The 19375-nt window shown below is 39.9% G+C and carries 14 protein-coding genes and 1 tRNA gene; 5 read left to right on the forward strand and 10 right to left on the reverse strand.

The window, feature by feature from the left end; genetic code table 11:
• Window positions 1-45 precede the first annotated feature (45 nt).
• The 3 genes from ACM0OY_RS15845 to ACM0OY_RS15855 form a co-directional block, all read right to left on the reverse strand.
• Window positions 46-1041, reverse strand: coding sequence for a transposase (locus ACM0OY_RS15845; protein ID WP_414569798.1), 996 nt, complete (start codon window positions 1039-1041; stop codon window positions 46-48).
• Between the two features lie 21 nt (window positions 1042-1062).
• Window positions 1063-1914, reverse strand: a complete 852-nt coding sequence (locus tag ACM0OY_RS15850) for a hypothetical protein (RefSeq protein WP_414569799.1) — start codon at window positions 1912-1914, stop codon at window positions 1063-1065.
• Window positions 1915-2054: 140 nt separating this feature from the next.
• The gene (locus ACM0OY_RS15855) at window positions 2055-2717 is read right to left on the reverse strand and encodes an Npun_F0813 family protein (RefSeq protein ID WP_414569800.1); all 663 of its coding nucleotides are present in this window, start codon (window positions 2715-2717) and stop codon (window positions 2055-2057) included.
• A gap of 359 nt (window positions 2718-3076) precedes the next feature.
• On the opposite strand from ACM0OY_RS15855, the gene ACM0OY_RS15860 reads away from it, so the two are divergent.
• Window positions 3077-3149, forward strand: a tRNA-Arg gene (locus ACM0OY_RS15860).
• 295 nt (window positions 3150-3444) lie between these two features.
• Here ACM0OY_RS15860 and ACM0OY_RS15865 read toward each other — a convergent pair.
• The 5 genes from ACM0OY_RS15865 to ACM0OY_RS15885 form a co-directional block, all read right to left on the reverse strand.
• A complete protein-coding gene (locus ACM0OY_RS15865) occupies window positions 3445-4317 on the reverse strand; it encodes a hypothetical protein (RefSeq protein WP_414569801.1) in 873 nt (290 codons plus the stop codon).
• Window positions 4318-4705: 388 nt separating this feature from the next.
• Window positions 4706-5302 carry a Uma2 family endonuclease gene (locus tag ACM0OY_RS15870; RefSeq protein WP_414569802.1) on the reverse strand — a complete coding sequence of 199 codons (597 nt, stop codon included), beginning with the start codon at window positions 5300-5302 and terminating at the stop codon, window positions 4706-4708.
• A gap of 152 nt (window positions 5303-5454) precedes the next feature.
• Window positions 5455-6333, reverse strand: a complete 879-nt coding sequence (locus ACM0OY_RS15875; protein WP_414569803.1) for a bile acid:sodium symporter family protein — start codon at window positions 6331-6333, stop codon at window positions 5455-5457.
• 66 nt (window positions 6334-6399) lie between these two features.
• Window positions 6400-10899: a translation initiation factor IF-2 N-terminal domain-containing protein gene (locus tag ACM0OY_RS15880; protein ID WP_414569804.1), complete on the reverse strand. Its 4500-nt coding sequence runs from the start codon at window positions 10897-10899 to the stop codon at window positions 6400-6402.
• Between the two features lie 348 nt (window positions 10900-11247).
• Window positions 11248-12165: a histone deacetylase gene (locus ACM0OY_RS15885; protein WP_414569805.1), complete on the reverse strand. Its 918-nt coding sequence runs from the start codon at window positions 12163-12165 to the stop codon at window positions 11248-11250.
• Between the two features lie 414 nt (window positions 12166-12579).
• On the opposite strand from ACM0OY_RS15885, the gene ACM0OY_RS15890 reads away from it, so the two are divergent.
• Window positions 12580-13614: a mechanosensitive ion channel family protein gene (locus tag ACM0OY_RS15890; protein ID WP_414569806.1), complete on the forward strand. Its 1035-nt coding sequence runs from the start codon at window positions 12580-12582 to the stop codon at window positions 13612-13614.
• Window positions 13615-13755: 141 nt separating this feature from the next.
• Here the strand turns inward: ACM0OY_RS15890 and ACM0OY_RS15895 are convergent, their stop codons facing one another.
• On the reverse strand, window positions 13756-14535 hold the full coding sequence (locus ACM0OY_RS15895; RefSeq protein ID WP_414569807.1) for an MBL fold metallo-hydrolase: 780 nt from the start codon (window positions 14533-14535) through the stop codon (window positions 13756-13758).
• Window positions 14536-14716: 181 nt separating this feature from the next.
• Between ACM0OY_RS15895 and ACM0OY_RS15900 the strand changes: the two genes are divergently transcribed.
• A complete protein-coding gene (locus ACM0OY_RS15900; RefSeq protein ID WP_414569808.1) occupies window positions 14717-15145 on the forward strand; it encodes a VOC family protein in 429 nt (142 codons plus the stop codon).
• Between the two features lie 10 nt (window positions 15146-15155).
• Here the strand turns inward: ACM0OY_RS15900 and ACM0OY_RS15905 are convergent, their stop codons facing one another.
• Window positions 15156-16868 (reverse strand): S-layer homology domain-containing protein, encoded by a 1713-nt coding sequence (locus tag ACM0OY_RS15905; protein WP_414569809.1) that lies wholly within the window; start codon window positions 16866-16868, stop codon window positions 15156-15158.
• Between the two features lie 345 nt (window positions 16869-17213).
• On the opposite strand from ACM0OY_RS15905, the gene ACM0OY_RS15910 reads away from it, so the two are divergent.
• Together ACM0OY_RS15910 and ACM0OY_RS15915 are read left to right on the forward strand one after the other, a co-directional pair.
• Window positions 17214-18107, forward strand: a complete 894-nt coding sequence (locus tag ACM0OY_RS15910) for an alpha/beta fold hydrolase (RefSeq protein ID WP_414569810.1) — start codon at window positions 17214-17216, stop codon at window positions 18105-18107.
• Between the two features lie 192 nt (window positions 18108-18299).
• Window positions 18300-19375: serine/threonine protein kinase (locus ACM0OY_RS15915; protein WP_414569811.1), on the forward strand; the 1076-nt coding region annotated here is incomplete at its 3' end.

Genomic DNA, 19375 nt, shown 5'->3' on the forward strand with positions numbered 1-19375 from the left:
ATAACTGATACCCAATCCCCAGTACCCAGTCCCCAGTCTCCAGCCTTAAACCGGAGACAAAGAGTAGATTTGACCATCAATTAACAATCGTGTGATTCCCTTAGCTTGGAGATGAGTACGAGCCTTATGCAGCATTTTACTATCGGGGACTTTAATCACGCGATCGCGTTTGGTAGAGAAGCGCTTGGCTACGCGATGATTATCAAACACTGGTAGAGTTCTTTGCTGGGTTTCGAGATTGGGAATTTGCCCTAAGTCGCCAAAATCCTTGAGAGGCCGCGTAATTAATTCCGAGGAACGGTCAATCACCAAATAGCAAGTTTTCGGCAAATGTGCTGCCGATAGTGGTAAAACTTGAACTGATGCTTCACCTGGTCTGCGTTTCGTGACTAGGGGTCTTAGTTCATCAAAGTCTTCTTCCTCGAAGTCTTCTTCCTCCTCAAAGTCATCATCTTCTAAATCGTCATCTTCTAAATCGTCCAAATCTTCTGATTCATCTAGCAAGTCTTCTCCCAACATCTGTGCTATGACAGTTACTTCGGGACGTTCATCCTTGAGTATGGGGCTGGGGATACTGGCTATTTCCAGGGGTTTTGGTTGTGGAGTTTCTAGTTTCTCTGTGACTCGTAGCTTCGGTTTTTCTGTTGCTGAGGTGCGTCGCCGCACCCGTCTACTAGCAGCAGTTGACTCGTCAGTATCTTCTGAGTAGGTTTCTTCTTCTACTACACGACGCACCTGTGGTAGTTCAACCTCTACCACTTTGGGCTGGGTGTCGCTAGCTGCAACTTCGATTTCTGGCTCTGGTTGACTCAGCAGCGGTAACTGCTCATAGTTTACCTGTGCCCTACCCTCAGGAGTTCTGGCAGCCCGCTTTAAAGAGACTAAGTATTCATACTCGTCTTCTGGCAAAGTGCTTTTGAGCAGGCGACTAATTGTCGAGTTACTTACACCATAGCGGTCTGCCAAAGTTGAGGTTGTTTCGGCACTTTCTCGATATAACTTCAGAATTTCTTGTTTGTCAGAGTCTGTTAATTTTCTCACGGTAGATACCAAAAATCTTTGCTAAGCTCGTTTTCGTGTGCTGGTACGCCGCGTTCGTCTCAGTGATGCGTCATATTCTAGGGCAGCGCCCATGCCAAATAACACTCCACTAAATACCCAAAACACTTCTAGTATCTCTCCACTTTGATAATTGGGACCTTGGGCGTATTTAAACCACATATCTGCAATGTAGAGCGAAAAGGCCGCCGCGGCAATCATTCGCCAAGACTGGGAAACTCTTCCTCCCCAAAAGGCTAACAGCAGAGTGGTAGCAATAATTAACAGAACTACGTCGCTAACTACGTAAAACCAATTCAAAATAGCGACTAACAGTTCTGAGGGTGTTTCCTGTTGTCTAGAAATCCACCATGCCAACAAACTACCGAATACAGCAATTGCTAACACAATTAGCCACTGCCATTTTTCCAGATTGATTCGCCTGGAAGCCACAGCTAAAATCATGCCTGCGCCAAGTAACAGATAACTCAATACAAAAAATATATCGCCTAAAGACACATCCGGTTCTTCTTTTAAAACTATTTCCGTATACCCGAAAATTATCCCTCCAACGAAATAGGAAAGCATACCTAAGCCAATAGAGAGCCAAACATTCCGACCACTGACGATTTGCGGACTAAGCCAGTTTCTCAAGCATAAGATACCGGCGCCCAAATAAGCTAAGGCTTCAAAAATATTTGTGCCAATCACATACCACTCGGCTCGGCTTTCTATGCCATCTGCTGCGGGAATTTTGGCACTAAACAACAAAAAGTATAACAGTGCCACCACGCCCCAACCAATATTAGCCAAAACAATGTTCTGAGTGGTGAAAATCGATTTAGGAACCAAGGAATTGTCGTAAGAGTTATTCATAGGGCTTGACTATGTAGATGCACTCTGGCAGTATTTTGAGTTAAAGGATTGTATAGCTAGCAGTATGTCTGCCAAATAATACACAATCGGACACCAAAAGCAAGTGCCGACAGTAGTAAATGTTGGAAAAAATTTCCAGACTACTGCCATAGTTTACCCAGTGCTGATTGATTTAGCCAAGTGATAAACAGCGATCGCTCGGCTTCTGGCATATCTTCTAACTTATAAATCACTTGTTTGGTAAAGTTGGCATTCCCAAAATAGGACTTGCCTAGTCGATGTAACTCTTGCAAAAGGATAACTACGTGATTTTCTTGCCAAGGAGGCAGCTTTGGTGCAAGCAAAGGATTGGTAGATACCAAAGATTTAACTGTTTCTGGAGGAGATGCTTGGGGAAATTGCTTTTGCTGGAATACCTCCGCAATATCTTTCTCAAATAATGCAGCTTGCCTAGCACCCAAAAACTCTTCAATGTCGATATAAACACCCTGCAACAGTAAAATAGTGGCTTGGATTAAAATCCCCGTCTTGCCATGACTACCACCTGTGTCGTTACCCAACTGTTCTAAACGGATTTTCCCCCAAACGCTGAAACGTTCCGGTTCTTCCAGTAAGACACAGGCTTTACCCCGGTTATCCGTTAATTCTCTCCATAAGGCTCTAGCTTCTTCTTCTTGACTAGCTTTGAAGACACTAATCAAGCGAAAAGTCTGCCCTTGATAATCTAGGATCGGCACCTGCTGATCCCGTTTCGGGTGCTGAATGCTTGATATTTCAACATCCTGCCGTTTGAGAATAAACATGGCACTAGCAAATAACTCCTCACAGGGGCATTCTTAATATGGAATATATAATGGCATTTGGCAGCATCGCCAAGGCTGAAATTACCTAGCGTGCTGTAAAAATGGGCGAAGCCGATCGCTTCGCTAGGTACTTCATTAGACTAAGCTGCCTAGAAGGACTCGGCCCAGGGTAAACAACCCCTTGACAACACAATATACCTAACCAATACGCCATCTGCTTCGTTTTTAGTGTAGATTGATAACTAGCGACTTGGATCTTAGCCTTGCTAGCGATCAATCTGCAATTTTACATTGCCTTTTAGTCGAGAAAAACGATATAATATCCTAGATGACTCTTTTGGGAGCCAGAATATTCTTTTGGGCGCGTAGCTCAGTGGATAGAGCAATTGCCTTCTAAGCAATTGGTCGCAGGTTCGAACCCTGCCGCGCTCGTTTGAATTTATTAACGCACCAGACGCGATAAATCAGCGTCTCTACAAGAATTATTGAGGATTGTTAATGCGTCGCGCTGAAAAATTGACGCTATTTATGCTTTAGATTTCAAGTGATTGATGGAGTAGTTAAGAGCATTCGGTTTGACCTCAGCAGTTATTAGATATTGGAGTACTTGTATGGTTAAATATCAAGACCCCACTATGATGCCGACAAAAAGCGAAGTATTTGAATATTGGAAGGAACGAATCTTATACAAAAATCATTACTCTACCTAAAAGGGACTTTCAAAGAATTAATTTGAATCATCTGGTAAATTTTTCGATTTTTTCTGCTTGAGAATCGCTTCACGTTGAAAATTAATGGCTTCAGGTGACAAATTACATAGTGCTTGCAAGGTTATTTTACCTTCAGTATGTAAGACTTCTAATAAACTTGATGCTGACTCTAAAATTTGCTTGCCAGTTCTTATTTGAAGACTCAACTTATCTTCAATTGCATCGAAAATAACGATAAGTGATATCTTTTGCCAAATTTTTTGACTTGAAGCTACTACCTTCAAGGAAGTGACAATTTTTCCTTCTTCTGGAACATGAAGTGCTAAATTGGAAGCCTGAATATTTTTTTGGATTTCCTCAAGCGGTAACGAAGAAATATCAATCGTGTTATTAAGAGTTATAAAGTTTGCAATATCAGGTAAATTTATTGTTGTTTCATTTAAGGATTCAAATTGAAAGGTTAGCTTGTTATTCAAAGGATCGTTAATAGCATAAAGCTGTACAGGATATGGAGGCTGTGGTACAGACCCTTTTTCATAAAAGGAACGTCCTTCAGGAGTAACTGTTAGTGGCGAAGTTGCTGATAGAGTTTGTAATGAGCGAAGATTTGCTGTCGTACTGCGGATAAATACAGAATCAAGCCCAAGTACAGAGGCTAATTCGTCTTCTGTTGGGGGAGGTTGAAATTCAATTGCGGCGCGAATAATAAATTCTTCTAGTACGTTAAATTGACGGGGTTCTTTGATGTTTACTTCTACAGGAGTTTGATGCAAACTATAACGAAATTGACGTGCTGCAAAAACTGATAAATTAGGACTTTGTGCTTCAATTTCCTTGACCAAATTTTTCAGATTATCATCAATTGGCTTAGCATTAGCAGCAAGAGACATCAATCAAACCTCTATGGATTTCATGAACTTGTGTAATTAATTCTATGGGATTACTTATTTTGCTTGACAAATTCAGGCTACATCATTAAAACTAAGTTGAGATATTTGATTGTAAACTTCTCCATTTTTTTCAGGGTGGATATTTGGTAGGCGATCGCTATTCATTATATTGCAATACAGTTCAGTTCAGGCTAAAAATTCAAACTGGTGTAGGTGTAGGTTGGGTTTCGTTTCTCAACCCAACATTCTTAAGACTTTGTTGGGTTGAGCGACAGCGAAACCCAACCTACTTTTCTGCTTAACACCAAGCGTATTGCATTATATTATCTAAAATTTTGTCTATCATATTTTTCCGATTATCATCAATAGATTGAGCAGAAATCGTCAGCTATTTCTGAAGCGCCTGCTGAAAAGTTTTGATGGCATCAACATGATTTACCATATTAATGCAGCGTAACAATAAATCTAGATCGATTCCTTTCACTTCTTCACTACTGGAAACTTTTTCATAGTGAAATGTGTTGCCTTCTTGACGCAGATGATAAACTTCTAAAACGCCATCTTCCCAAAACCATACTTCAGGAATCTTAAGCCGCTTGTATGCCTCTAGTTTGTTGATACCGCCACTGGTAAACACCACTTCTATTGCTAAATCGGGACGCACTCGACCAGGGGCTAGTTTATAGGATTCATCTGCCTCTCGTTTGACAGCACCCGCTTCACTTTCTAAAGTCATTGAACCAGTTGGCGTAAAGTCGAACCCTGCCAGAAGCAGGTAAAGTTCTAACAATGCACCGAGTCTTTCTTTAACGATTTGATGTGGTTCTCCAGGTATTCTTCGGATCTCTAAAATACCATCCAGGAAAGACAGGCGATATCCTGGACGGTCTAATAATTGCTCAACAGCTTTGAATTCTCTCCAAGTTAGTCCCTCAAATAGAAGGGGTGACTCTTTTGTGAATGTGGGGATGGCTGTTGTAGTCATAAAAGTCTCCAGTCTGTTTCTAAATGAGAAATAATCAGCTTTGGAGGTCAGTTTGTTAATTTTAAATTTTTTGTTGCATTTTCGGAGAAATAAATCTTTTTTTGTTTCTCCATAACGGATGTAGTTGTCAAATACTCGTTGCAAGCATCTATTTATGCTTTCAACATGCCTTGGCGACGATTAGCCCACCAAGCAAATCCAGCACCAGTCACAAACATTAGCAGACCATAAATTGCCCCAGGAATGGCCATTGTGGGAGTATTTAGCAATGTAGGCGTAGAAGCGATCGCAATTGCTAGAGTCCCATTTTGAATTCCTACTTCTATTGTAATTGCTGTAACACGTTTTTCTCCTAATCGGGCTAAGGTAGCGATCGCAAAACCTAAAGCCATTGCAACCACATTCAAAACCAGAGTTGCCCAACCGACATCTATTACATAAGAAATAAAATTATTCCGTTCTCGCAGCAGCACTCCAGTAATTACCACCGCCAGGAAAAATAAAGACAGCCACTTCACAGGTTTATCAGCCTTATCTGCTAGTTTGGATACATACCGCTTGGCTATCATCCCAATTGCTATAGGTAGAAGTGTAATCACCGCAATCTGCAAAACAGTACTTAAGAAAGGTAGCTGTAGGGTTGTTCCTTGCCCTAAAAATGTCTGCATTGACAAATTGATTACCAAAGGAATCGTAAAAACCGTAATAAAGCTACTAATAGCTGTTAACGTCACAGAAAGAGCAACATCGCCCCCAGCCAAAAACGTAATCATATTAGAGGTAGCACCACCGGGACAGGCTGCTAAAATCATCACACCTACTGCTAATTGTGGGTCAAGGGGAAACACTGATGCAATGCCAAAGCCCACAATGGGTAACACGATTAGCTGGGCCGCTAAGCCAATCACCACCGCTTTTGGATAGATTACAACTCGCTTGAAATCCTCTAGGGTCAAGGTTAGTCCCATGCCTAACATGATAATAAATAGAGCCAGGGGCAGAAAAACAGCCGTCAGAAAATTTGCTTCCATCCTGAAACTGCGTTGGTAACAATAAAAGTGCCTCTGGATTGTACCGTGTTTAGGATAAAGTCGAGTTTAGCTGAAGCGAGAAACATCAACGAAACCTTCGTGCAGACTAACAATATTTGAAACTTCAGAATACATGCTTCCAATTTTCCCTGGTTGATGGGTAAATAAATCATGACAACCGACAATTATCAGCAATTCTTGAGCGCGAGAAAAGGCAACATTTACCCGTTCTGGTTTCTTCGCAAATCCCACATCTCCTTTATTATTGTTACGAACCATACTCACAATTACAACAGGTCTTTCCATTCCTTGAAATCTGTCTACAGTACCAGTACGAATTTCTAGAGAAGGGAAAAGTTCAGATTGCAGACGTTCATCAATTTTTCTGAGTTGAGCGCCATAAAATGTAATCACGGCAATTTCTTTTTTTGGTTCACCATTAGCAACTCTAGAAGCCCAAGTCTTCTCAAATTGCTGACACAGACGCTCAATTACATCAATCTCTGGAGTATTAAAATAAGAAGTTCCGTTACGTTGCTCTAAAAAGTTCTTTTCTATAGGCGTTTTTACCCATAAAATATGGTGAGATTGTTGGATGATTTCACCTGCTAAATTATGTGCGCGTTTTGTATCAGGTTCCAAAATACCAGATTCTAGTTTCCCATCGTAAAACTGATTGATTGCACCCATAATATAGGGATGCATTCGATATTGCGTAGTTAACATTTGTTTGATGCTTTCATCGGCAGATTCAAACTGACTTTTAAACAGCGATTCTTCTAAGAATTGTAGTTCATCTCGTGTATTGCCAATTGTTTGGGCAACTTCTTCTAAAGTGCTAGTATCGAGCATGGGTGGTAGTTGTCGATGGTCGCCTACCATGACTAACTTTTTACCTTTCAAGGCTGGAATTAGTAATTCTGGTGGAGTACATTTACTAACTTCGTCAATGATGACGACATCAAAAGATTTAAATTCTTCAGAAAAACCTCTATTTGCAGCTTGAACGCAGGTGATCCCGACGACGTTGGCATTATCTAAATATATACGCCTTAAATCGTCGCGTAGGCGTAGCCCACCGCAGGCATCGCCTTCCATTGGCGTTCTTAATTTTTCTATCCAATCTTCCACAAAATTGTGATATTTGTTGAGATACGCTTCTTCTTTATGGAGTTGTTGTTGCCAAGATTCAAACTGAATATTTAAACTCTGTAAAAATTCTATATCAAACAAATTACCGCTAGAATTTTCTGGCTTAAATTTATCAGGTATAGTTTGCCATTCTGCTGACCACCAGTTTCTTTGTACAATTAAATTTTCTGATGGCTGTGGTTGTAATTGTTGTTCTAATTCCTGGAGATTAGTTTGCAATTTTTGAAGCTGCTGTAGAGAAGTTTCAGTTTCTTCTTTGAGTTTTGCTAAATGTTCATGTAAAGAAGTTTTGATTACCTCCAGCACAGCAAAAGGTTCTATTAATGAAATCAACGTTTCAAGCTGACTGATGGAATTTACCCAAGAATGCACTTGCTTTGCAAATTCTTGGGGTTGTTCCCAAATCTTTGATTGTGTTGTGAGATATTGCTCAGCTAAAATGCGTAATTGATTAGGTATATTTGGCTGCTGAATAAGCTCTTGCAAGATATTAATAACTTGTCCCAGCTGTAAATTAGCATCTTGCTGCGCTTTTTCTAGCCGATATTGAGTAGCAGATATTTGCTGTTGGCTAATTTCATTTTTTTGCAGTTCATTTAATTGTTGGTGTAGATTATGCAGCTGTTGTTCAGCTTCAGTTTTGACTTTTAAAACGCATTGACGCGCATTTGCCAGGATAGTATCTAGCAATTCTTGTGTAATTCGGGTGAGAGTAGAGTCGATGTTATTCCATTCCCATGATGCACCATAGGTTTTTTGCATTCTAACTAAGAAAAATTGCGTATTTTCAACCAATAACTTTCGCTGTTTTGGGTTGAGCAATTGATAGTTATTAAACTGTTGATAAGTCTCTTGCCATTGAATGCGATCGCTTTGTGATAGCACCATTGGAACTTGAGTAAAATTTTGTTGTAAAAAATAACTAAAATTATGCTGTTTGCCTCGGCGATCAGTAAAATTACCATCTATTTCATAAGCGATCGCTTTTTCTAACAAGTCCCATTCTGGTAGGTTAATTTTATAGTTTTTTGGTACTATAGATAATTTTAATGTATTAGCAAACATCAACAAACCTAGTGGTAGGTCTACCAAATTATCTGTTAATGGTAAACCTGATTGCTGACAATCTTTCAAAGTTTGATAGAGATGAGAATGTGCTGTAGATTTCCATTCTTTCACTGCTGAAATAATATAATCAATTTCTCTTTGACGGTTTTGCCATATCTGGATTGTTTGCTGTAGGTTTTGCTGCTTGGTAAGAAATTTTTGATAATCTGCTTGTAACTGATTTAACGAGTCAAAATTCTGTTTAACAGTCTGCACTAACGCTGCAACTGCTGACATGCTTTCACTAGCCTTTTGAGCAGAATTTAAAGCAGTTTTAAATTCCAAAATTTCCGTTGCTATAGTTTCACGCAACCAAACCGCTAAGCCAAAAGCACCAAGCCGTGGACGCACAAAGCCAAGTTCATCAGTATATTTGATAGATTTACGAATATTTAATAAAAATTCTTCGACTGAACTATTACCTTCTGCATATGGCTTAATAAGTGGTAAAAAATTTGTAATTTCTGGAGATTCCCAGTTGACATTTGAAGTAGTATTTAGTAATTTATTAAAGCCACAAATTAAAGATTCAACTTCATTTTGCGCTGCTAAGGAAGTGTTGTAAAAATTTTCTTGGCTTTTAAAATCTTCTTCTATTTTTAACTTATTTTTATGGAATTTGCTTTGTTGTTTATCAAATTCTTTTTCTACTTCCAAGTAGGCTGTAAATCTTGTCGATGATAATAGTAATTGACCAAATATTTGAATATTTGTGATTCGTTGATTGAGATTATTTTCACAGTCATTTGCAGTATTTTCTAGCCATCTATCAATCACTTGATCTTCCAAAAATGGCTGTCCTTCCTCTCCAACTTTTTCGGCTTTTCCCTTGCGTACAGCCCTAATTACTGGGTTGTGAACTAATCGACTCAAGGCGTTATCTACTGCTAAATTAGCTTGAGAAGCGATTAAAGTACGTCCACCACGAAGGGCTATTTGATAGCAAATTTCGGCGATGACGGTAGTTTTACCAGTACCTGGTGGCCCTTGAATCAAAACAAGATCCTTGGCAGCAAGTACCTTTTCTACTGCTGCTTTTTGTCCGGGATTAGCAGCAGATAATAATAAATCTTGTGCTTGAAGTTCAATAGTTGTTTTGATTTTTCTAGCCTGGGAAGCATCAAATAAAAAGTTACCCAAATATTGATTCTGAGTATAACCATTATTCAAATCGTCTAAGGCTTTTTTCTTACGCTGAATCTGCTGAATATCACCAACTGCTTCAAAACACAAAAATCCAGTAGTGGGTAACTTATAACGCTCTGTTGTGATATATTCAGCTAAGTCACGTTCTAATCTGACACTGATAATGCAACGGTTGGGATCGACTTCTTCAATAGTCCCTAGTTGACGGCCGCTCAGCCAATTTTTTCCAATGGGAGCAGTTTCAAAAAGTTTTAAATCTTCGTTTTTTGCTTGTCTTGCTCGTTCCCAAAAGTTTTCTAGTTCGAGGGTATTTTGATAAAAGCCGTCAAGAGTAGCTGAGTTTACATCAATTTCAAAATTAATCCGCCTTTTTAAATTATAGTTATGACTTACATAACGCACGCAAAATTGACGTGCTTTAGCAATTTTTTCCTCAATTTGTAAAAATGCTTTCCAAGCTTTCAACTGATCTTCTGTAGGCACATAATCGCCACAAACTGGTGTGGCTTTGATACGTGTTAATGTGGCCGATGGGATATCGAGATGATGCTGATGATTGGGCAACAAACGCAAGCGACAAGCTACAGAATAGCTATCACCATTTCCCCGTGAGAGTTGTAATAGCTGAGCCGAAAGTATTTTTAAACCGTCGCGTCCATCTTTTTGTACAGCGACTGTAAATCCTAATGTTTTTCTTAGCTTTTCAAGTCTTGGTGGTAATTGAAATTCATCGGAGTCTGTTGCTATTGTTAAATCCCAAATTTCTTCTCCTGCGTCTTTGCCTGTACCTTTGCGACGTACATAAAACAGACAAGGCTTTTTACCGACGCATTCAAACATTAACTCATTGGCGTGTTCGCGTCGTTGCCGAAATTCAGGATATGCTTGCAGGGCGCTTTCTCCTTCAAGATTGCGGATTAATCTATCAATTGTTGAACCTACAAACGTATAACTCCAATCTTCAGAAGATGTTTTAGTTTTTGAGGATTTTGCTATTAGTTTATTTACCGCTACACGAATACGTTCTGCCTCGGATTCTGATATTGAACTTGTATGGCTTTTAACTGCGATGTTGAGTTTTTCGCAAATTGCTAATAGCTTTTTACTATCCAAATTCAATTCTTTTGATAATTCGTAGATTCTGAGTTTTACTTTGTTCATCCACTACTGCCTTTGCACACAAAAGTTTTATATTTTATAACTTCTGAAAATCCTGATTCAATATAATTATATTTATTGTAAGTGTTGGTGCTAATCTAGTGGAGCATTAGCCGAATTTTCTTGAACCTTGAACGTATCTAAAAACCCTATACAGGCATTTAGAGGACATGACTCACTGAAACAGAATCGCTTACATCCAAGAGGATTCTGATACCACAGCGATAATATAACCAACGGAATTCCTAACAATGAACTCAATATTATTGCTGCGATCGCCTTTCTAAATTTGCTCATCTCAGGAACTTATAAAGAATAAATTAATCAATCAAAAAAACTCGATAGGCTACATCAAAGTTTGTACTGCTGATAAATTTGACTAGCGGCACGATGCAGTAAAGAGTGTCGCCAAACGAGAGATTTCATATCATCAGCATAACCGCCACCAATGACGCAAGCGACAGGATAACCACCACTCATACAAGTACTTAAAACCTGCATTTCTCGACGGAAAATGCCAGCATCTGTTAAAGCTAATTTTCCCAAGCGATCGCCTATATGAGGATCTACACCTGCATCATAAAATACTATATCTGGCTTGACTTTAGCTAATAAATCTGGTAGGTAAGTCGCCAATGTTTGCAAGTAAGTATCATCTTCCATTCCCACTGCTAAAGGAACATCCAAATCGCTGTTTTGTTTAGTGCCAGGGAAATTGACTTCGCAGTGCATAGAGAAGGTAAAAACACTCTCATCATCTTGAAAGATAAAAGCGGTGCCGTCTCCTTGATGAACGTCCAAATCTACGATGAGGATTTTTTGCACGAGTCCGAGTTTTTGTAAAACGCGACAGGCGATCGCTAAATCGTTGAAAATACAAAAACCAGATCCATAACTGGGAAAAGCATGATGAGTCCCACCAGCCGTATTACAAGCTAAACCCTGACTCAGTGCCAGCTTAGCAGTCAGTATTGTACCACCAACCGCTACACAGGTACGATTTGCCAGCGCTGGACTCCAAGGTAAGCCAATGCGACGCTGTGCTTTGGGTTCTAGAGTTCCTTCACAATAAGCTTGAACGTAGTTTGGGGTGTGAACCAACTCTATCAACTCTGTGGGCGGATGTTCAGGCGTATGAAATTGTTCTTGATTTGCTACACCATCAGTTAATAGCAATTCGTAGAGTTGCCGGAATTTTGACATCGGGAAGCGATGCCCTTCAGGCAATGGCGCAACATAATCTCGGTGGTAAATAATTGGCAAGTCCATGTTATTAATTTTGCACCAGACTATGGCTCAAAATACATCTAGAGATTGTCTGGTAATCATTCATCAGATTGTTTTTAGATCACAAAATTCATGCCAAAGTGTTTTAAATGCAACCAAACAGCACTTATTCAGCACTTATGAAAATTGCCTGTCAACAGGATAACAGCAATGGAGAGAATCCTAATTAGGACTGACAAATAACAAAACATCCAACTATTGATTGTGGGGCAGGCTTTCCGGCTCATCCCCCAAGTAGTAGTAATTTATTTTTTGAACAGCCCTGACAGTGTTAGCCTAGCGGCAGGTTAGTCCAGCATGAAGCAAAATAATCTAAAATTGGCATGGTTAAATTTAACCATAATTACAACAAAACTGTTAATTACTTTTATCTCAAACTAAAAATTGAAACTTGTGATGATGCAATGGATTATGCCGATCGCCTTTATTCTAGCTGGGTTACTGGCTGGAATAATTGCTGAAAAAATTATCTTCAAAAAACTCGAAATATTCGTTAATAAGAAACGTATTGCTGGGGGTAGTATTATATTTCACGCCCTGCACCGCATGACCTTTATTTGGTTTGTGATTGGCGGTTTTTTTTGGGCAGTTCTCAGTTCTCCCCTCAGACCAGATATTGTCACTGTACTGCAAAAAATTCTGACTGTCGCATTTCTGTATTCAGTGACCTTAGTCTTAGCCAGATTGACTGCTGGTTTTGTTAATTTATTTATTCAAAGAGCAGAAGGAGTTCCCACTTCACTCGTTTCTAATCTTGCTAAGGCTACTGTTTTACTTTTGGGAACATTAATCTTATTACAAACTGTCGGTGTTGAAATTACGCCAATAGTCACAACTTTAGGTATTGGTGGTCTAGCAGTTGGTTTGGCGCTTCAAGACACCCTAGCAAATTTATTTTCTGGTTTTTACTTAATTATTTCTAAGCAAGTCAGAACCGGAGACTATGTAAAATTAGACGCTGGACAGGAAGGATACGTTACAGACATCACATGGCGCAATACGACAATCAAAGAAATTTCCAATAACGTAGTAATTGTACCAAATTCTAAGTTAGCATCGGCAATTTTCACCAACTATCATTTACCCGCCAAGGAAATAACTTTAACGATGAATGTTGGTGTTAGTTATGATAGTGACTTAGAACAAGTTGAAAAAGTGACTGTGGAAGTTGCTAAGGAAGTTATGCAAGAAATTGCACCGAAATTAATTGCCAATGAACCATATATTAGATTTCATACTTTTGGAGATTTTAGTATAGATTTCACACTTTATATGCGAGTCAGTGAATTTTTTGACCAGCGGATTGGAAAACATATATTTATTAAAAAATTGCACAAACGCTATCAGGAAGCAGGAATTACAATTCCCTTTCCCATCAAAGAAATTTATGTCCAACATAATATTAATAATTCCGCTTTAAATTCAGATTAACTGTTGCAAACACAGGTATTTTGTAGCGAAGGAAGAAACACAGGTAATACCAATTCAAAATTATCTCTTGGAAAGTTCTGTTCGCCGGAAGCCGGCGCTCAGACTTTCCGCAAAATTTAAAATCTCAAATTGGTATGAGAATTAAATTGCAAATGCTCGCTTTTCTAATGGTAATTGAAAGCGATCGCCTGGTGTTGGCTCAATCACCCGTGTTGAAAGATTGTTTTTCTCTAATAGCGAACGAAATTCCCCAGCACTTCCTTTAGTCTGAATTAATTTCATTAGCAATCCCTCAAATATTACGTCACCACCAGCTGCTGTGGGTAATATTACTTGAGGTTGTAGCGATTTTACTACATCTAAAGCACTATTTTTTCCTTTAATAATCGGCCCAAGCAAAGGTAATGTCATGTCAATAAACGGTGTAACTACTACATCTATAGGTGCAGCTTGCTTCACTTCTGGAGAATGATAACCGTGAGGCTCATAGTATAAACTTAAACCGCTTTCCAATTCTTTGAGAAGATAACTATTTTCTACCAAAGTGGGGCCAATGGGCGAACCAGGAAAAGCCTTGATTTCAATTTGATTATCTAAAGTGAAAGTTTCACCATGAGAGAGAGTGGTTACTTGGGTGTAACCTAGTTGCTGTACTACCTTGGCTGCATTGGGAGAAGCTACAACCTTGATATTGTGGTCTAGCACTTTGAGCGTTGGTGGATGAGTATGGTCTTCTAAACCTTGAGATAGCAGAATTAAATCAATGTTCTCAGGTATTGGGCGATTTTGCGATCGCCACCCTTTAAATAACCAATCCAAATTACTGAAAATTAACGAATCAACTAGCCAAGGGTCGATTAGTATCCGTTTCTGGCCAATTTCCAGCAGCCAAGTATTGCTGTCGAACCAAGTTAAGAACATAAAATTTTGTAAAGATAACGCCTATCTTCATTATCAATGGTGTCAGCTTTCTTGCAGCCACTTCCGATAAGCCATGTCATGTCCGCTTAAAGTTTCATGAACCACAAATTTCTTTCTTTGCGCCTCTGCGCCTTTGCCTGAGATAAAAAAGAAATAGTTCATTTACCTGAAAATAGCTGTAATGTCCGATCTTGGTTTCACTCATATTGCACTTGCAGTTAGCGATGTCGATGCAAGTATCGCATTTTATACAAAATATGCCCAAATGACTGTCGTACATCGTCGCACTGATGAAGCGATTCAATCAGATGTTGCTTGGATTAGCGACCTTACCAGACCTTTTGTAATTGTCCTAATTCAATCAGCTAAAGTAGAAGGCTTACTGTTACCACAATCCCATCTTGGAGTAGCTTATCAAAATCGGGAGGAAGTCGATCGCCTGTGCAATGAAGCACGCACAGAGGGAGTACTGTTGAATGGGCCAAATGACTTCGGCCCTCCAGTTGGTTACTGGGCTTATCTTCGAGACCCAGATGGCCATACACTGGAAATTTCTTACGGTCAGCAAGTTAATTTTACAGTTAGAGACGCGATTAATCGCGTCTCTTAATTAAATGGTATTATCTATTACCTGGAGTACGTCCACCTTCATCGTTACTACCACCGTGAGGGCGGGAATTGCCAGGGTCACAGCCCTCAGCACCATTACCAATACCTTGATTGCAATGTCGACGTTCTCTGTCAGGTTTCGTTGAAGTTTCAGTAGTTTCCTCAACTGCAACTTCCTGTTGTTGTTGTCCAACAACGTACTGTGAGGAAATATTTGATACCTGTCCACTGCTAGAAAGTGCTTGATATAGCAAAGCAGAGACTTCAGACCTAGTTGCTACCCGTTCAGCATTCAGCAAATTCACGTTGGGATAGTTGACGACTATACCGCGTTGTGTAAGTGCAGCAATCAGACTGCGATGTTCACTACTTATATTAGTTGCATCACTGTAAACAGATAAAATCGTATCCGTAGAACCACTGCTTTGATAATTTAATCCTTGTGCTAAGGCTACCAGGATATCTAGGCGAGAAAGGCTTTGAGTGGGGTTGAAATCCTTACCAATAACAGCGTTTAAAAAGCCCATTTGGTAAACATCTCTGATGGCATTGTAAGCCCAGTATCGAGTTGAGACATCCTTAAAAGCTATAGCTTGGCGAATTTTGCCCTTTGTAAAGGCTTTTCGTACCATTGCGGCAAATTGGGCACGAGTTACCGGTGCATCTGGGCGGAAAGTTCCATCGGGAAAACCTTCAAGAATTTCCATTGCTGCCAATTCGGCAATAAAATTTTTAGCCCAGTGGTTTGTGGAAACATCAGAAAATCCAACTTGGAGGTTGCGAGATACCCCAACTTCGCGATAATTCATTAGCAGTTGGCTGACATCGTAGCTAGAGTTATCGCTGACTTCAGTCACCTGCACCAAACTACCCGGAGTAGCTTGCAAAGCCCGTGCCAAGTCGGAACTAAAGATACTAAAGGACGCCTGGCGGACTAAAGCGAATTCACCTTGGGTGAAAGATACAGGGTAAACACTGTTTGTTTTTACTGTTGAGAAACCTTCTACTTGGAATTGATTAGCTTGGAACGTTTGGGAACCGCTGAGGAAAGTCACCTTTTGATTGCTGACTTGGGTGAAGTAGTCGTAAGTGGTAGTATTTGCATCAATAGCGCCGTCTTGGTCAGCATCAATACCATAAACAGTGCGAATAACTCGATATTCTCTTGGTTTAGCCGGCAAAATCAGGTTAACTGCGGAGTTTGCTGATAAACATTCAAATTCGCTGTAGCCAATGAAGCGGTTTTGTAAATCGTATAATCGCACAACAATGCGATCGCTAGATTTTAATCCTTTAACAAATTTTGCTTTTTGCTTAATCTTATACTTGTAATCACCCAAGAATCGCTCTTTTAAAAAGTTATTGTTCTGTTTGCTCTTAACAGAAATACGGGCAATTACTTCTGACAAATTACCAGATGGTTCCCAAATTGCCAGACTAAAACCTGTTTTTTGTCCCTTGACTGAAACACTACTAGTATTTACTTGAGTACGGCTTTCTGTGGTTACAGTTTGTCGTTGGATAGTAGTAGTACTACTCCTTGTTTCTAGTTCATTATCGGCTAAAATTTGTTGCTCAGTGGAATTATCAGGTATTTGGGCGACGATGGTAGAAAACCCTGAAGCTGCGTAAGCAGAAACTATTGGCGAAAACATTGCCACAGAAGTTGCAGCAAGAACGAATTTGCTCAAATGACCAAAGTAACTTTGATTTGTGTTTTTCATTTCCCACTACCATTCGTCTAAAAAGTCAAAGGGGTATTTGGTATCCCTAACTTATTAATCCCTTGGGGTAGATGAAACTAACATCTCAATTATTTATATAGGCAAGAGGCAATAGCAAAAAAAGGTTTTTGAGTTGTACCTAGCTTTACAAAAATCAAATATTAGGATTCTTATTCAATTGCGTAAAAAAAAATTCCGTACACTTCAATTTTCTATAACCCTACCCTCTTAACTATTGCCTCTTGCCTCTTGTCTATTCCTATTGCCTGCAAATTCTATGGCCAGATGCAAGATGTGACGCCAGAGAACATTAATATATTTAAGAGTAGTTTATAAATCTTTATAATGACTGGAACTACACAGCAGCCTACAACAAGTACCACCTTAGAAAAATTCTTTTGGACTTGGCAGGGCTATAAAATTCAGTATACCGTCATGGGTACAGGACGCCCTCTGATATTGGTTCATGGCTTTGGTGCTTCCATTGGCCATTGGCGGAAAAATATCCCAGTTTTAGCCAATGCTGGCTACCAAGTTTTTGCTTTGGATCTTTTGGGTTTTGGTGGTTCCGATAAAGCACCCATTGATTACAGCGTGGAAGTGTGGGTGGAACTGCTGAAAGATTTTTGCACAGCACACATCCACGAACCGGCTGTGTTTATTGGCAACTCCATCGGCGCACTTTTGAGTTTGATTGTACTGGTAGAACATCCAGAAATTGCTGCTGGCGGTGTTTTAATTAACTCTGCGGGTGGTTTGAGTCATCGTCCCCACGAATTGAACCCGCCGCTACGGATTGTAATGGCAGCTTTTAATCAGGTTGTGCGATCGCCAATTACAGGCAAATTTGTTTACAATCGCATCCGCCAAAAAGCCCAAATTCGCCGTACTCTATACCAAGTTTACCGCGATCGCCAAGCTGTCACCGATGAATTAGTCGATTTACTTTATACTCCCTCTTGCGATCCAGGAGCGCAACAAGTTTTCGCCTCGATTCTCACTGCGCCTCCCGGCCCGAGTCCAGAGGAACTATTGCCCAAAGTAGAACGTCCTCTATTGGTAATTTGGGGTGCTGACGATCCCTGGACACCAATTACTGGGGCAAAGATTTACGAAAAGGCGCGTGAGAATGGCAAAGACATCAAAATAGTTCCCATTCCCAATGCCGGTCATTGTCCCCACGATGAAGTTCCAGACGTTGTTAATGCCCACATTGCCCACTGGTTAGGGCAAATTTGACAATTTCGCGCATAGACCAGCCACTACCCAACTTTCCCAAAGTTGAAGTAGCTGGCATTACCAAAATAAGGGCATCAGTTTGTGTTTATGCGCTTTGGGGCGAGTAGAGTCGAAATTCGGTTAACAATCTGGGTGAGTCACTCTTAATTTTGAATTGCACCTTGACAAAATCAAACTCATGTGGTGGATATAATGGAGCTTGATGTGCGTAATGGAGATAAAGGGGTAATTCCCTTGAGTCACCATCCAGATTTTTCCAAACAAGGTTATCAACTGATCAGCGAACTAGGACGCAACAGAGAAGGCGGACGCGTTACTTACCTAGCGAATGTCCTCAATTGCGATCGCCAAGTAGTAATTAAAGAGTTTCGTTTCGCTAGTGCGATGGCTGATTGGTCGGGTGTAAAAGCCTATGAACGCGAAATTGAAATATTGCAACAACTGAATCATTCTCGCATTCCTCGCTATATAGATTCGTTTGAAAAGCCAGGGTTTTTTTATATGGTTCAAGAATATAAAAATGCCCCATCATTAGGTTCAAAACATAGCTTTCAGCCCGAACAAATTAAGCAAATTGCTCTATCAATCTTAGAAATTTTGGTTTATCTGCAAAAGCAAATTCCACCAATTATCCATCGGGATATCAAACCAGAGAATATTTTGATTGATGAGCAACTAAATGCTTACTTAGTTGATTTTGGTTTGGCTAGGATACAGGGAGCAAAAATAGCTCTTAGCAGCTTTGTAACCGGAACACCAGGCTTCATGCCACCAGAGGAACAGTTTGGTCGTTCTCTGACAGAAGCTTCTGACTTATATAGTTTAGGAGCAACATTAATTTGCTTACTTACTAATACCCGTTCTGTTGATATTGGTAAGTTAATTGATGATAATTATCGCTTTAATTTTCACAAATTGGTTCCTCAAATTAGCCCGCGTTTTGAGTCGTGGTTAATGAAAATGGTGGAACGCAATCGCAAACGCCGTTATGCCAATGCGACTGTTGCTTTGGAAACACTCAAGCCAATTGAAGTTGTTGGTAGTGGTACTGGGATAGAAAATTTAATCAGGACAATTAAACCTCTAAAACGAGCTAGTGTATTGGGAATAGCCACTGTAATGACTTTGGGTGCTTTGGCAGCAACTTTGATGAGTTGTCAACCTGGTGTTACAGTCAGACAATTGTTAGAAAGCCAAGAATGTCAGGATTTTGACCCGGATTTCTCACAAACTCAGAAAAAACCGGAGCGTAAAACTGATAAAATGTA

Source organism: Nostoc sp. CCY 9925, assembly GCF_963920935.1.
In the GTDB taxonomy this organism is placed as follows: domain Bacteria; phylum Cyanobacteriota; class Cyanobacteriia; order Cyanobacteriales; family Nostocaceae; genus Nostoc.

What these genes read in the sequence shown, in the direction of transcription:
- ACM0OY_RS15870 (WP_414569802.1), bottom strand. Translation starts at nt 5,302, where the DNA reads ATGACTACAACAGCCATCCCCACATTCACAAAAGAGTCACCCCTTCTA.
- ACM0OY_RS15880 (WP_414569804.1), bottom strand. Translation starts at nt 10,899, where the DNA reads ATGAACAAAGTAAAACTCAGAATCTACGAATTATCAAAAGAATTGAAT.
- ACM0OY_RS15850 (WP_414569799.1), bottom strand. Translation starts at nt 1,914, where the DNA reads ATGAATAACTCTTACGACAATTCCTTGGTTCCTAAATCGATTTTCACC.
- ACM0OY_RS15910 (WP_414569810.1), top strand. Translation starts at nt 17,214, where the DNA reads ATGACTGGAACTACACAGCAGCCTACAACAAGTACCACCTTAGAAAAA.
- ACM0OY_RS15905 (WP_414569809.1), bottom strand. Translation starts at nt 16,868, where the DNA reads ATGAAAAACACAAATCAAAGTTACTTTGGTCATTTGAGCAAATTCGTT.
- ACM0OY_RS15885 (WP_414569805.1), bottom strand. Translation starts at nt 12,165, where the DNA reads ATGGACTTGCCAATTATTTACCACCGAGATTATGTTGCGCCATTGCCT.
- ACM0OY_RS15895 (WP_414569807.1), bottom strand. Translation starts at nt 14,535, where the DNA reads ATGTTCTTAACTTGGTTCGACAGCAATACTTGGCTGCTGGAAATTGGC.
- ACM0OY_RS15900 (WP_414569808.1), top strand. Translation starts at nt 14,717, where the DNA reads ATGTCCGATCTTGGTTTCACTCATATTGCACTTGCAGTTAGCGATGTC.
- ACM0OY_RS15855 (WP_414569800.1), bottom strand. Translation starts at nt 2,717, where the DNA reads ATGTTTATTCTCAAACGGCAGGATGTTGAAATATCAAGCATTCAGCAC.
- ACM0OY_RS15890 (WP_414569806.1), top strand. Translation starts at nt 12,580, where the DNA reads ATGATGCAATGGATTATGCCGATCGCCTTTATTCTAGCTGGGTTACTG.
- ACM0OY_RS15865 (WP_414569801.1), bottom strand. Translation starts at nt 4,317, where the DNA reads ATGTCTCTTGCTGCTAATGCTAAGCCAATTGATGATAATCTGAAAAAT.
- ACM0OY_RS15875 (WP_414569803.1), bottom strand. Translation starts at nt 6,333, where the DNA reads ATGGAAGCAAATTTTCTGACGGCTGTTTTTCTGCCCCTGGCTCTATTT.